Source organism: Arthrobacter sp. 001422645, assembly GCF_059816125.1.
This window is the reverse complement of sequence record NZ_JCBANT010000001.1, coordinates 532,210-545,263: the sequence shown is the minus strand read 5'-3', so window position 1 is coordinate 545,263 and position 13,054 is coordinate 532,210. Positions and strand designations below refer to the sequence as shown.

At 67.9% G+C, this 13,054-nt stretch carries 10 protein-coding genes; 6 read left to right on the top strand and 4 right to left on the bottom strand.

The features are described 5' to 3' along the window. The first annotated feature begins 127 nt into the window (after window positions 1–127). The 3 genes from argS to AC6EUH_RS02500 all read left to right on the top strand — a co-directional run bounded on the left by argS (window position 128) and on the right by AC6EUH_RS02500 (window position 5,109). Window positions 128–1,909 carry an arginine--tRNA ligase gene (gene argS / locus AC6EUH_RS02510; RefSeq protein WP_499737701.1) on the top strand — a complete coding sequence of 594 codons (1,782 nt, stop codon included), beginning with the start codon at window positions 128–130 and terminating at the stop codon, window positions 1,907–1,909. Next, window positions 1,906–3,627, top strand: a complete 1,722-nt coding sequence (gene menD, locus AC6EUH_RS02505; protein ID WP_499737700.1) for a 2-succinyl-5-enolpyruvyl-6-hydroxy-3-cyclohexene-1-carboxylic-acid synthase — start codon at window positions 1,906–1,908, stop codon at window positions 3,625–3,627. The genes argS and menD overlap by 4 nt, the downstream gene beginning before the upstream one ends. A gap of 528 nt (window positions 3,628–4,155) precedes the next feature. Beyond that, the gene (locus tag AC6EUH_RS02500; protein ID WP_499737699.1) at window positions 4,156–5,109 is read left to right on the top strand and encodes a hypothetical protein; all 954 of its coding nucleotides are present in this window, start codon (window positions 4,156–4,158) and stop codon (window positions 5,107–5,109) included. 114 nt (window positions 5,110–5,223) lie between these two features. On the opposite strand, the gene AC6EUH_RS02495 is transcribed toward AC6EUH_RS02500, so the two are convergent. The 4 genes from AC6EUH_RS02495 to AC6EUH_RS02480 form a co-directional block, all read right to left on the bottom strand. Next, window positions 5,224–6,027, bottom strand: a complete 804-nt coding sequence (locus tag AC6EUH_RS02495; RefSeq protein WP_056424807.1) for an amino acid ABC transporter ATP-binding protein — start codon at window positions 6,025–6,027, stop codon at window positions 5,224–5,226. A gap of 11 nt (window positions 6,028–6,038) precedes the next feature. Further along, window positions 6,039–6,830 (bottom strand): amino acid ABC transporter permease, encoded by a 792-nt coding sequence (locus AC6EUH_RS02490; RefSeq protein ID WP_056424810.1) that lies wholly within the window; start codon window positions 6,828–6,830, stop codon window positions 6,039–6,041. A gap of 97 nt (window positions 6,831–6,927) precedes the next feature. Then, complete coding sequence (locus tag AC6EUH_RS02485; RefSeq protein ID WP_056424812.1) at window positions 6,928–7,731, bottom strand: ABC transporter substrate-binding protein; 804 nt, start codon at window positions 7,729–7,731, stop codon at window positions 6,928–6,930. Window positions 7,732–7,904: 173 nt separating this feature from the next. After that, a complete protein-coding gene (locus AC6EUH_RS02480) occupies window positions 7,905–9,377 on the bottom strand; it encodes an isochorismate synthase (RefSeq protein WP_499737698.1) in 1,473 nt (490 codons plus the stop codon). 87 nt (window positions 9,378–9,464) lie between these two features. Between AC6EUH_RS02480 and AC6EUH_RS02475 the strand changes: the two genes are divergently transcribed. Genes AC6EUH_RS02475 through AC6EUH_RS02465 form a run of 3 tightly spaced genes read left to right on the top strand, consistent with a single transcriptional unit; the run spans window position 9,465 to window position 12,767 of the window. Then, the gene (locus AC6EUH_RS02475; protein ID WP_235500064.1) at window positions 9,465–10,250 is read left to right on the top strand and encodes a demethylmenaquinone methyltransferase; all 786 of its coding nucleotides are present in this window, start codon (window positions 9,465–9,467) and stop codon (window positions 10,248–10,250) included. A gap of 12 nt (window positions 10,251–10,262) precedes the next feature. Continuing rightward, window positions 10,263–11,657 carry a geranylgeranyl reductase family protein gene (locus AC6EUH_RS02470; protein ID WP_499737697.1) on the top strand — a complete coding sequence of 465 codons (1,395 nt, stop codon included), beginning with the start codon at window positions 10,263–10,265 and terminating at the stop codon, window positions 11,655–11,657. Between the two features lie 9 nt (window positions 11,658–11,666). Further along, window positions 11,667–12,767, top strand: coding sequence for a polyprenyl synthetase family protein (locus AC6EUH_RS02465; RefSeq protein WP_056424821.1), 1,101 nt, complete (start codon window positions 11,667–11,669; stop codon window positions 12,765–12,767). Window positions 12,768–13,054 lie beyond the last annotated feature (287 nt).

Below are 13,054 nucleotides of genomic sequence, written 5' to 3'. Positions count from 1 at the left end.
TCTGAGGGAGCGTTCGTCTTGTGGCGGCCAGATCTGCGGGGGCGTTCCGGAATTGCCCACCGGATGTGAGGGAGCGTCGGGGGTTGGCGGAACTGATAATTTGAACAGTGTGAATAATCCGGCCGAAATGGTTGTCCCCAGAGTCCAGGCAGCAATTGCCAGCGCGTTCGGCGAAGAGTACCGCGGGACGGATCCCGTGGTCCGGCCCTCGCAGTTCGCGGACATCCAGATCAACGCCGCCATGGCGCTGGCCAAGAAGGTCGGCCTGCCGCCGCGGGACGCCGCCGCCCGGATCGTAGAGGCCCTCGACCTGGACGGGATCTGCACCGCCGTCGAGATCTCCGGACCCGGCTTCATCAACCTGACCTTCGACGGGACGTGGATCGAAGAGCTGCTCAATGCCGAGTCTCCAGGCGTCCAGGCCGCGCCGCCGGCGGAGGCCCAGCGCGTCGTCGTCGACTATTCCTCCCCTAACGTTGCGAAGGAAATGCATGTCGGCCACCTGCGCACCACGGTGGTGGGGGACAGCCTCGTGAAGGTTTTCGAGGCGCTGGGGGACACGGTCATCCGGCAGAACCACATCGGCGACTGGGGCACCCCGTTCGGCATGCTGATCGAGCACTGGCTGGAGGTCGGGGAGGATTCCCCTGAAGCGGCACTGCTGGTTGATGACCCCAGCGCCTTCTACCAGGCCGCCCGCGCCAAGTTCGACGCCTCCGCCACCGACGAGGAAGGCTTCGCCACGCGCGCAAGGCTCCGCGTGGTGGCGCTGCAGGGCGGCGACCAGGAGACGTTCGCCGTCTGGCAGCGGCTTGTGGCCCAGTCCAAGCGCTACTTCAACGCCATCTACTCCATGCTGGGGATCAGCCTCACCGACGACCACATCGCGGGCGAAAGCTCCTACGACGCCCATCTGGCACAGCTGTGCCAGGAACTCGAGGACCGCGGCATCGCCCGGATCAGTGACGGCGCCCTGTGCACCTTCCCCGCCGGATTCACCGGCCGCGACGGCCTGCCGATGCCGCTCATCATCCGCAAGTCCGACGGCGGCTACGGCTACGGCACCACGGACCTCGCCACCATCCGCTACCGGGTCCGCGAGCTCGCGGCCAACCGCGTCCTGTACGTCGTGGGCGCCCCGCAGAACATGCACCTGCGCATGGTCATGGCCACGGCCCGCGACGCCGGCTGGCTGCCGGACACTGTGGAAGCCGTGCACGTCCAGATCGGTAACGTGCTGGGGGAGGACGGGAAGATCCTGAAGTCCCGTTCCGGAGCCCCGGTCAAACTGATGGCCCTGCTGGAAGAAGCCGTGGACCGCGCCCGCGCCGTCATCGACGCCAGCCGGCCCGAACTCACGGAGGACGAACGCGCCGTGACCGCCCGTCAGGTGGGCATCGGCGCAGTCAAGTACGCCGACCTCTCCGTCGGGCACGACACTGAATACGTTTTTGACTTCGACCGGATGCTCGCCCTGAGCGGCAACACCGGTCCCTATGTGCAGTACGCCGCCGCGCGGATCCGTTCGATCCTGCGCAAGGCCGGGGTGCTTGAGCAGCACACGGCTGCAACCGGTGCTGCCGGAACCAACGCGGCCGGGACCGACAGCGACGGCGGCACGCCGGCGACGGTGATCGCCGTCGTCGAGCCCGCCGAACGCGCACTGGCCCTGCACCTCCTTGAGTACGGCGCCACGCTGCACAAGGTGCGCGAGGTGCTGGAGCCGCACCGGCTGTGCACGTACCTGTTCGAACTCGCGCAGCTCTTCACGTCCTTCTACGACCAGTGCCCGGTGCTGAAGTCCGAGGACTCGGTCCGGGAATCGCGGCTGGCCCTCTGCGCCCTGGTCCTGCGCCGGCTGTCCGAGGGACTGGACCTGCTCGGCATCGAGACGCCGGAGAACATGTGAGCGCAGGGGAGCTGAATGCGGAGGAGCTGAGCGCACTGGATTCCGCACGGATCGCAGTCGCCGCCCTGCTGCTCGAAGGAGTGCGCCACGTGGTGGTGGCACCGGGCTCGCGTTCCGCCCCGGTGGCCTATGCCCTGGCCGAAGCCGACGCCGCCGGACGGGTCGAACTGCTGGTCCGGATCGATGAACGGGATGCCGGCTTCACGGCCCTAGGGCTGGCACTGGCCACCGGGGCGCCCGCAGCCGTCCTCACCACCTCGGGAACCGCCGTCGGGAATCTCCTGCCGGCCGTGATGGAGGCCAACCACGCCGCGGTTCCGCTCGTGGTGGTCTCGGCCGACCGTCCGGAGGAACTTCGGGGGACGGGCGCCAACCAGACCACGGTGCAGCTGGACCTGTTCGGCGAGCACGTCCGCTTCGCCGCCGACGTGCCCGCCGGCAGTGACCCGCGGCGCGCCGTCGAGACCGCGCTCAGCGCCGCCACCGGGGCCTTCGAGGACACCCCGCCCGGGCCGGTGCAACTCAACCTGGCCTTCCGCGACCCCCTCGTTCCCGCCCCCGGCGACCAGCTGCCGCCCGAGTCCGGCCGCCGGGTGTACCGCGCGCCCCGCGGCCCGCTGGCCCTCGATTTCCCGCCGGCCCCTCCCGGCCTGCCGGAACGGCGCACCGTGGTGCTCGCAGGGCACGACGCCGGGCCCGTAGCCGAGGCCTTCGCCCGCGCACACGGCCTGCCGTTGCTGGCCGAGCCGTCCTCCAACGCGAGGTTCGGGCCGAACGCGGTGGGACCGTACCGGATTGTCCTCGACGCGTTCGGTCCGGAGTCGGCGCAGCCCATCGAGCGGGTGGTGCTCTTCGGGCGGCCCACCCTCTCGCGCCCGGTGAGTGCCCTGCTGGCCCGCGCCGACATTCCCTCCGCCCTGTACCAGCCGGTGACCGTGGCCTGGTACGAGCCGGGCCGCCGCACCGAACTCCCGCTAGACAACCTGGGGGACCTGGCCGATTTCGCCGGCCGGGGCTCCGCGGCGTGGCTGGATGCCTGGCTCCTGGCCGGGGCCGCCGCCCAGCACGCCGTTGACCAGGTGCTGTCCGGCTCCGCCGCGGCCACCGGGCCAGCGGTCGGCGCCCTTGTCTGGGAACATTCCCGCGGCCAGCTCGTGCTCGGCTCGTCCAACGGCATCCGCGACGTCGACCTCGCCGGCGCGCCCGCTCCGGAGCCGGGTGCCGTCGTCTTCGCCAACCGCGGTCTCTCCGGGATCGACGGGACCCTGGCCACCGCCACCGGCATCGCCTTGGGCGGCCGGCAGGAAACCACGGTGCTGCTGGGCGACGTCACGTTCCTGCACGACGCCGGCGGGCTGCTCCTCGGCGCGGGGGAAGAGGAACCTGCGTTGCGGATCGTCGTCCTCAACGACGCCGGCGGGGCCATCTTCGGCCTGCTGGAACACGGCGCCGTCGAGGCCGCGGGCCGGTACGGAACCGCCGTCGAACGCCTCTTCGGCACCCCGCATGGTGTGGACCTTGCGGCCCTCGCGGCAGCCTACGGCGTCGCGCACCGTGCGGTCAGCACGACGGCGGAGCTCGCCGCGGCGCTGGCGGAGCCGTGGCAGGGGCGCAGCATCATCGAGGTGAGGACGGAGCGGCACGGGCTGCGGGAGCTGCACCAGCGCGTCCGGGCAGCCGTGGGTGCTGCCGTGGCCGGAGTCCTCGCCGCGGAATAGTCCCTCGCCGGGAAATCGCTACGGAAACGGACAGCCGCTACGTGGATCCACGTAGCGGCTGTCCGAATACGCCGCGGATGCTGTGCTTCCGGGTGAGGGATGCCGACGTTCTCCTAGCAGTGCGCCGCGCGAAGTGCCCTGGGACGCGTCTTGCACCTGGCGACGCTCTTCTACCTTGGCGCGGCGCTAATTTCCCTGCGCGCCCGTATACCTGCCGCGTCAGGGCTTTCGCGCCGCGCAGAACGGGAACCGCGTCGCACATCTGGCCCGTCCACGAGGGAACGTGCCGGCCGACGCGTATCGCACCTGGCGATGCGCTCTCAGCTTGGCGCTCCGCAAATTGCCGTGCGCGCCCGTATACCCGCCGCGTCAGGGCTTTCGCGTACCGCACAGCAGGAGGCGCGTCGCGGAGCGGGAACGAGGGTCGCGCGGGGCGCGGCCTGGTCGCACAACGTGAACCGCGTCGGGTTGTCCACATGGTGCGGCTGGGGGATAGAGTCGCTGCCGCGGGGCTGGCACCTTCGTTCCATGAACGAGCTCCCTACGTTGATCCTTGCCCGCGAGCACATCCAGCAGGGCCTGACGCCCAAGGAGCTGGCCAGCCGTTGCCGCTCGGGCTCGCTGGTCCGGGTGCGGCGGGGTATTTATGTCGACGGCGGCGCCTGGCGGGCCTTGAACCCCTGGGAACAGTACCGGGTCCGTGTCAGTGCTGCGGCCGAGACCTTCGTTGCTCCGACGATCTTTTCATGGCACTCCGCAGCGTCGGTCTGGCGCATTCCGACCGTCGGAATGCAGCAACCGGTGCATGCACTGACGCTGCAAAACGACGGCGGACGCTCTAGGGCGGGGGTGGTGCGGCACTACGTCCCACCCGCCGGAATGAATTGTGTCCGGCGGGACGGGCTGCTGGTGACCGGGCGAGTTCGTACCGTGCTGGATCTCGCGGCCTTCTCACCGTTTGCCGAGGCAGTAGTGCCCGTGGACCATGTGCTCAAAGCGGATGCTGCGCAACGTCTTCCGGCCCTCTCTAAGGAGCAGCTCTTGGCCGGAATCGAGGGCAATTACACCGCGGCAGCCTCGAAGCGGATCCGGGCGGCCGTGGAGTTCGCTGATCCGCGGTCCGGATCTGCCGGCGAGTCATACAGCCGGGCCATCATGTGGATGGCCGGGTTCGAAGCGCCGGAACTCCAGCACGAGGTGCGTGATGTCTTAGGACTCGTCGGTTACACGGACTACTACTGGGACGGCGTGCGCGTGGCTGGCGAGTTCGACGGAGTCGAAAAGTACGTCAGGCCCGAATACCTCAAGGGCCGGACCGTCTCCCAGGCCGTCGTCGACGAGAAGGAACGGGAGAACCGAATCAGGGCATTGGGAAACGGCGTGGTCCGCTGGGTCTGGGCCGATCTGATGGCAGCCGGGCAACTCGAAAGGAAGCTGGCAGCGGCGGGAGTGCCCCGTCGTCGTGCGCGGTCTGCCCGGTGACTGCGATGCGCAATCGGCCCCATGAGGCGCAAAAGCCCTGGCGCTACCGGAATACGGCAGCGTCAGGGCTTTTGCGGGTCGCCCGGCGGAATCCGCCGCGCAGGCGTGCGGAAGCTACTCCGCGATGTCGATGTGCGTCGGGTCGAGCACCCGGCGGAGGAATTCCTTGGTGCGGGCATGGGTGGGGGCGCTGATGACCTGCTCCGCCACACCTTCCTCGACGACGACGCCGCCGTCCATGAACACCACACGGTCGGCAACCTCGCGGGCGAAGCCCATCTCGTGGGTCACCACCAGCATGGTCATGCCCTCCTTGGCCAGGTTCCGCATGACGGCCAGCACGTCGCCCACGGTCTCAGGGTCCAGGGCCGAGGTGGGCTCGTCGAACAGCATCAGCTCGGGGTCCATGCTGAGCGCGCGGGCAATGGCCACGCGCTGCTGCTGGCCGCCGGAGAGCTCGTCAGGGAAGCGGTCGGAAAGGTGTCCCAGGCCCACCCGCTCCAGATTCCGCATCGCCACGGCGGAGGCGTCCGCCTGGCTGCGCTTGAGCACCTTGGTCTGCGAGATGGTGCAGTTGCCCAGGGCGCTGAGGTGCGGGAAGAGGTTGAACTGCTGGAAGACCATGCCCACCTTGCGGCGCATCTTGTCGATGTCCACATCCGGGTCGGTTGCCTCGAAGCCGCCCACATGGACGCTGCCCACGTTGGGCTGCTCCAGCAGGTTGACGCAGCGGAGCAGGGTGGACTTGCCGGAGCCGGACGGGCCGATCAGGCACACCACCTCGCCGGGCTTCACCTCGAGGCTGATGCCCTTGAGTACTTCGTTGGATCCGTAGGACTTACGGAGATCCGTGATGGACACGCCGGCGGCCTTCACGGCCCCGCTGCGGTCATCGGCGTTCTGTACGACGTCGTTCATGACTGTCCTGCCTATCGCTTCGTCCGCGCGGAGCGGCTTTCGAACTTCCGGGCCAAGAGGCTCAGCGGGATGGTGATCACCAGGTAGAAGGCGCCGGCCACGAGCAGCGGCGTGAGGCCCGCACCCAGGCTGGAGATGCCGTCGCGGCCGAACTTCGTCAGCTCGTACTGCGAGGCGGTGAGGCCCAGCACGTAGATGAGTGAGGAGTCCTTGGTCAGCAGGATGACTTCGTTGGTCAGCGGCGGCAGGACGATCCTGAACGCCTGCGGGATGACAATCGAGATCATGGCCCGCCACTGCGGCATGCCCAGCGAACGGGCGGCCTCCATCTGGCCTTTGGGCACAGCCTGGAGTCCGGCGCGCAGGGTTTCGGCGATGTAGGCGGCCGCCACCATGCCGAGCGAGATCATGGCCACCACGGTCACGTTCCAGGAGACTCCGAAGGCCAGCGGGACGCCGTAGCCGAAGGCGATGAACACCAGCAGGGCCGGGATCCCGCGGAAGAACTCGATGTAGCCCGTGGCCAGCCAGCGGTACAGCGGGAAGGAGGAGAGCTTCATAAGCGCCAGCAGCAGGCCGCCGGACAGGCCCACCATAAAGCCAAGGGCCGTGTAGATCAGGGTGTTCTTGAGGCCCACAAGGATGATGTCCGGGAACATCGGGCCAATCTTGCCGAAGTTGAAGACGCTGGTGCTGATGGTCTCCCAGTCCGTGGCCAGGATCAGGGCAACCATCGCCACCACAAAGATTCCGGCTTGGACGTACAGGCTGACTCTGGCTCGTTGACGTGCGGTCATTGCCATGGTGTTCTCACATTCGTTTCGCGCACGTGAGGCCCCGTACGGACTGTTCTACAGCGGTACGGGGCCTCAACTGCGTAGGTCTCAGGCCGGGTGCTGGCTACTTGGCGGCTTCGCCGAACCAAGTGGTCTCGAACTTCTTCAAGGTGCCGTCATCGGTCAGGCGCTTGAGCGTGCTGTTGACCTGGGTGGCCATCGCGGTGTTGCCCTTCTTGATGGCGATGCCGAGCTGCTCGCCGGTGGTGAAGTTCTCCACGCGCTTGAACTTGGGGTCATCCTTGACGGCGTAGGCGAGGACGGACTGGTTGCCCAGGGCGGCGTCAATGGTGCCGGCCTGCAGGGCCTGGACCAGGAGGCCGGTGTCCTCGAACTGCTGGGCGTCGAGGCCCTTCTCGGCGGCGAACTTGGCGCCGGTGGTCGCCTGCTGGACGCCCACCTTCTTGCCCTTGGCGCTCTCCAGGTCCGTGATCCCGGAAGCCTCGCTGGCCACGAGGGTCAGGTCGTCGTCCATGTACGGGTCAGAGAAGTCCATGACCGACTTGCGGGTGTCCGTGATGGAGACGGAGGAAATGGAGACGTCGCACTGGGTCAGTGCGGTACCGGTCTCGATAGCCTCGAAGGAGCTGTCCACAACGTTGAGTTCGGCCTTCAGGTCCTTGGCCACCTCTGCCGCGATGTCCATGTCGAAGCCGACGATCTTGCCGTCCTTCTGGAATTCGAACGGCTCGTAGGGAACGTCCGAGCAAACGGTCAGCTTGCCGGCGTTGATGAGCTGCACGCCGCCCTCTGAGGTGGCTGCGGGGGTGGAACTGCCACCACAGGCCGTGAGCGTGAGAGCGCCGGCGGCGAGGATTGCGGCTGCCTTGGCGGCCAACTTTGCCGAGGCGAGGGACTTGAGCTGCATGGTTTCTTCCCTTTTGTTGCAGGTTATTGCAGGAGCAGGCGTGACTAAATCGGCTTATAGTGTATCGCCGAATACGAGATGTGCATCACAGGAAACTTAGTTTCACCATTGGATAACTATTCTCGAGACTAGCGCAAGGTGAAACGGCCGGAACATGTCTCCTATCCCGGACTCTAGCTGTTGATGCCTAGGGACTCCAGCATCGGCCGGAACTTCGCCCAGGTCTCCGCGAGCTCAGCTTCCGGGACGGAGCCCTCGACGACGCCGCAGCCGGCATAGAGCCGCACCGTCGTCGGGGACTCGATAACGGCGCCGCGCAGCGCGATGCCCCATTCCCCGTTGCCGGCCGCGTCGAGCCAGCCGACCGGTCCGGCGTAGGGTCCGCGGTCCAGGTGTTCCAGTTTGCGGATCAGGGCGCCGGCCACTGCGGTCGGTGTGCCGCAGACCGCTGCCGTGGGATGCAGGGCGTTGATCAGGGCGAGACACGTGGGGACATGGCCCTCCACCTCGGTCAGCTCAGCCTTCACGTCCGACGCGAGGTGCCAGACGTTGGGCAATTCCAGGATGAAGGGTTCGCTATGCGCATTCATCGCTTCCGAGAACGGCGCCAGCTGGGTGGTGAGGGATTGGATGGCGATGTCGTGTTCGTGCCGCTGCTTTTCGGACCCCGCCAGCACCCGTTCCGCGAACTCCAGCGGCGAGCCGTCCATGCCGTCGGCGTCGCGGCGGTCCAGTGTGCCGGCCAGGACGCGGGCCTGCGCGGTGCGGCCCTCCACCTGGATCAGCATTTCCGGCGTGGCGCCCACCAGTCCGTCGACGCCGTAGGTCCAGCATTCGCGGTACCGCGCGGACAGCTCACGCAGCACTTGGGCGGCATTCACGCCGGTGGGCAGGGTCGCCACGATGTCCCGGGCCAGCACCAGTTTCTCCAGCGCCCCGGACCGGATCTCTTCGACCCCGGAGGCGACGGCGGCCATCCAGTCGTCCTCGCCCAGCGATCCGGTGTGCAGCGTTGCCCCGGCGGCCAGCGGCAGGGGACGGACGACGGCGCGGCCCGCCTGCACGGTGGTCGTGCCCGCCGCACCCCCGGCTGCACTGAAAGCGGTGCCGTCCCCGGCCGGGTCGGCGCCCGCCCCGGAGCTGTCAACAAAAGAGCCGTCCGCCAGGGCGCCGGCGCCGGCCAGGGCACCAGCCGCAGAGCCGCCGTCAATCCATTGGGTGAGTGCCGCGCGCGCGCCGGCCTCGGTGAGTTCGACGTCGTCGAACGTCAGCTGGGTGAGCCAGGCCGTGCCGTCGCGCAGTCCGACGACGATTTCGGGGACGATCAGCCGCGACGCGTGGGCGGAGGCTTTGGAGAAGGCGAAGGAACCGAACGCGACCGGGCCGGTGCCGGGCCGTTCCACCGCGTCCTCAATCTCGGCCTCAAGGACCAGATGGCGCCACCAGATGTCTGCCTCGAGGAAACGCTCGGGTCCCGTGGCGGTAAACCGGGCCACTTCGCCGAAGCCGACCAGGCCCGCTTCGCGGCGGGTCCAGCAGAGCAGGTCGTCACGGACCAGAAACGACGGCAGCCCCCCGGGAAATGATTCTGCATCGAGGGGCACTGTAAGTGTTCTGATAATTCTGGTACGGAACGCGCTGGTCATAGTGAGATAACACTACTCCCGCGCCCACCGGACTCCCTGCTCAGGGCGTGGTTCGTGGGTGTGCCGAACATTTGAGACAATGTCAGGGTGAACCGAGCATCCTTGGATAAGCGTCCGGACGAAGTAGCCACGATGTTTGACGACGTCGCCCCTAAATACGACGTCGTCAACGATGTCCTGTCGATGGGGCAGACGCGGCGTTGGCGCAAGGTTGTGGTCGAAGCCATGGATGTGAAGGCGGGCCAGCGGGTCCTTGACCTCGCCGCCGGCACGGGCACTTCCAGCGAACCGTATGCCGACGCCGGCATCGACGTGATCGCCTGCGACTTCTCGCTTGGCATGCTCAAAGTCGGCAAGCGGCGCCGCCCCGACATCGACTTCATCGCCGGTGACGCCACCCGCCTGCCGTTCGCGGACAACACCTTTGATGCCAGCACCATCTCCTTCGGCCTGCGCAACGTCAACGAGCCGAAGAAGGCCCTCGCCGAGATGCTGCGGGTCACCAAGCCCGGCGGCAAGCTGGTCATCGCCGAGTTCTCCCAGCCCGTGGTGCCGCTGTGGCGCACCATGTACACCGAATACCTCATGCGCGCGCTGCCCGCGATCGCCGTCAAGGTCTCCTCCAACCCGGATGCCTACGTGTACCTCGCCGAGTCCATCCGCGCCTGGCCGGACCAGGACCACCTCGCGGCCTGGCTCCAGGAAGCCGGCTGGGACAACGTCACCTACCGCAACCTCAGCGGCGGCATCGTCGCCGTGCACCGCGCCGTCAAGCCCGGCGCTGAGTCCGACCCTGCCGCGGGTGCGAAGGCACTTGCAGCCCACACCGGACCGGTGGCGAGGCTGCGCCGCAACACCCGGCCCGCCCGTTAGTCCATCGCCGCCGTGAAAGTACTGATTGTCGGGGCCGGTCCGGCCGGGTCCACTGCCGCCTACTACCTGGCCAACGCAGGCATCGACGTCACGGTGCTGGAAAAGACCAGTTTCCCGCGCGAAAAGGTCTGCGGCGACGGGCTCACCCCCCGCGCCGTCCGGGAGATCCAGAAACTTGGACTGCCCCACCCCGAAACGGAGGGCTGGCGCCGCAACAAGGGCCTGCGCCTGCTTGCCGGCGGACGCAGCATCGAGCTGCCCTGGCCCGAGGTCTCCGACTTCCCGCAGTACGGACTGATCCGGACCCGGCTCGGGTTCGATGAGGAGCTGGCCCGGCACGCCCGGTCCGCGGGCGCCGTCGTGCTGGAACGGCACAGCGTCACCGAGGCGCTGCACTCCGAAGATGGCCGGGTGACGGGCGTCCGCGCCGCCCTGCTGGAGGAGTCCGGCCGCAAGACCGGCGAAACTCGGGACTTCACCGCCGACGTCGTGCTCGCCGCGGACGGAAACTCGACCCGCACCGCCGTCTCGCTGGGGATCCGGAAGCGCGATGACCGGCCGCTGGGCGTCGCCGTCCGCACCTACTTCACGTCGCCGCGGCACGACGACGACTGGATGGAAGGCTGGCTGGAGCTTCCCGGCCGCGATGGCAAGCTGCTGCCCGGCTACGGCTGGGTGTTCGGCGTCGGCGACGGCACCTCCAATGTGGGCCTCGGCATCCTGAACTCGTCCAAGGAATTCGGCAAGCTGGACTACAAGCAGGTCCTGCGCGAATGGACCGCTGGCATGCCCTCCGAGTGGGGCTTCACCCCGGAGAACCAGGTCGGCGAGATCCGCGGCGCCGCGCTGCCCATGGGCTTCAACCGCACGCCGCACTACTCGCCGGGCCTGCTGCTGCTCGGCGACGCCGGCGGCATGGTCTCCCCGTTCAACGGCGAAGGCATCTCCTATGCCATGGAGTCCGCACGTTTCGCTGCCGAATTCATCATCGACGGCGCCGCACGCTCGGCGTCCGCCGGCTGGGCCAAGGGCGACGCCGATGCGCACCTCGCCCGGTACGCGGACTACGTGCGGGACCAGTGGGGTTCGCACTTCACCCTGGGCCGCGCGTTTGCCGCCCTGATCGGCAAGCCGGCCGTGATGAAACTGGCTCTCCGGACGGGCATGCCCATCCCTGTACTCATGCGGTTCGTGGTGCGGTTGCTGGCCAACCTGACCGACCCCGCGGCCAAGGGCTTCGAGGACCGTGTCATCCGGGTGCTGGAATCGTTGGTCCCGGCGACGTCCAACCAGGCCCTGCCCAACGCGGCCCCGTCCAACCAGGCTCCGTCCAACCGGGCTGCGTCCGACGCGGACGCGTCTTCGCACTCCGGCGCCAACTCCGCGGTTTCCGCAACAAAAAGTTAGGGTTAACCCGTGACCAACTCCGCAGACCAAAGCTGGACGCACGCCGGACACGGCCTGCCGAGCTCTGAACCCGACCTGAACACCACCGCCATCGCCACCGGCCTGCAGCTGCCGGCGGGCTTTGCGGCGATCGCGGGGGACCCCGAACTGGGGCCCGCGATCACCACCAACCTGGCCCGCGTGGAGAAGAAGCTGCGCGAAGCCATTGCCAACTCGGACCCGCTGGCTGACGCGACGTCGCGCCACCTAGTGGAAGCCGGCGGCAAGCGCATCCGGCCGCTGCTGACCCTGCTCTGCGCCCACCTGGGCGACGCCTCGCTGCCCGCCGTGGTGCAGGCCGCCGTCGTCGTCGAGCTGACCCATCTGGCGACGCTCTATCACGACGACGTGATGGACTCCGCGCCGTTCCGCCGGGGCGCCCCCACGGCGCACGAGGTCTGGGGGAACTCCGTCGCCGTCCTGACCGGTGACCTGATCTTTGCCCGGGCCTCCATCCTGGTTTCCGAACTCGGTTCGCGTGCGCTCGGCATTCAGGCCCGCACCTTTGAGCGGCTGTGCCTGGGCCAGTTGCACGAAACCGTGGGGCCGCGCCCGGATGAGGACCCGGTGGAGCACTACCTGTCCGTCATCGCGGACAAGACCGGATCGCTCGTGGCGGCGTCCGGGCAGCTCGGCGCGATCTTCTCCGGTGCCGACGAAGCCTACGAGCCGATGCTGGTCGAGTACGGCGAAAAGGTGGGCGTCGCCTTCCAGCTTGCCGACGACGTCATCGACGTCACCGGTGTGAAGGTCAAGTCCGGCAAGTCCCCGGGCACCGACCTGCGCGAGGGCGTGCCGACGCTGCCCGTGTTGCTGCTGCGCAAGAGGGCCGACGACGGCGACGCGTCCGCCGTCGAACTCCTGAAACTGATCGACGGCGACCTCAGCTCCGACGAGGCCCTTGCTGCCGCCGTTGCCGGTCTCCGCGAGCACCCCGTGACGGCGGAATCCTGGGTGGTGGCACGTGCCTGGGCCAATGAGGCGATTGCCGCGCTCGCGCCGCTGCCCGAGGGCGTGGTGAAGGACTCGCTGACCAACTTCGCGCTGGCCGTGGTGGACCGCGCCAGCTGAGCTTGGCGTGCACCCGCCGGGTGACTTTCCGCGGGTGTTCCGGTTTAAACGGAATGGCCCCGGTTCCTCACAACGTTTCGAGTCATCCGTTGTGCGGAACCGGGGCCATTTCTCCGTTCGCATCAGGTCCACCGGAGGCATTTGATGAACCCATGAATGAGCATATGACAGAAATGTCACGCTGTCTAGGGTGTTTGTAAATTCACTGTCACAGTTCTTTGGGTCTGTGTGGGCTGTCTGCTGCTTGCTTGCCGGTGGCTTCGGCCGAGCGGGGGCACTTTGCGGCC

What these genes read in the sequence shown, in the direction of transcription:
- AC6EUH_RS02490 (WP_056424810.1), bottom strand. Translation starts at nt 6,830, where the DNA reads ATGGCAATGACCGCACGTCAACGAGCCAGAGTCAGCCTGTACGTCCAA.
- AC6EUH_RS02480 (WP_499737698.1), bottom strand. Translation starts at nt 9,377, where the DNA reads ATGACCAGCGCGTTCCGTACCAGAATTATCAGAACACTTACAGTGCCC.
- AC6EUH_RS02485 (WP_056424812.1), bottom strand. Translation starts at nt 7,731, where the DNA reads ATGCAGCTCAAGTCCCTCGCCTCGGCAAAGTTGGCCGCCAAGGCAGCC.
- argS (WP_499737701.1), top strand. Translation starts at nt 128, where the DNA reads ATGGTTGTCCCCAGAGTCCAGGCAGCAATTGCCAGCGCGTTCGGCGAA.
- AC6EUH_RS02495 (WP_056424807.1), bottom strand. Translation starts at nt 6,027, where the DNA reads ATGAACGACGTCGTACAGAACGCCGATGACCGCAGCGGGGCCGTGAAG.
- AC6EUH_RS02500 (WP_499737699.1), top strand. Translation starts at nt 4,156, where the DNA reads ATGAACGAGCTCCCTACGTTGATCCTTGCCCGCGAGCACATCCAGCAG.